Source organism: Duganella radicis, from assembly GCF_009720825.1.
Lineage (GTDB): Bacteria > Pseudomonadota > Gammaproteobacteria > Burkholderiales > Burkholderiaceae_D > Rugamonas > Rugamonas radicis.
Window position 1 is genome coordinate 1 of the sequence record NZ_WNKY01000133.1, and the last position, 423, is coordinate 423.

At 56.0% G+C, this 423-nt stretch carries 1 protein-coding gene; it reads right to left on the reverse strand.

Features of this window, described 5'->3' with window-relative positions; genetic code table 11:
- A partial coding sequence (locus GM676_RS33125; RefSeq protein WP_155468472.1) for an IS30 family transposase occupies positions 1 to 423 on the reverse strand: 423 nt, incomplete at both ends.

Genomic DNA, 423 nt, shown 5'->3' on the forward strand with positions numbered 1-423 from the left:
AGCGTGTTTGACGCTCGACCAGCGTGACGATCTGGCTGTTGTGACTTCCGCACAGGAGATCGCCTTCCCAATGGCCGGGTACCGCTCGGTCTTCCGCTGATGCAGGCCGTTCACTGATAGATACGGCGTCCTTGATTCTGCCGTGATCATCGGTTTTCTGGGTGTGGTGACGCGAGCGGCGCATTGCTCGGGTGCGTCTCAAATGCTCAAGCAACTCCTTCTTCAAAGCGCCGCGCGCTTGGATATACAGGCTGCGATAAATTGTCTCGTGTGACACCTGATGATCCTCATCGCCTGGGTAAGTGTGCTTGAGCCATCCAGCAATTTGCTCTGGTGACCACTGCAACCGCAGCCTGTCTGCAACGACGTTAGCCAGTTCTGGTTGAAGCACCAGTTTACAGCGCTTGGGACGCTTTGCCAGAT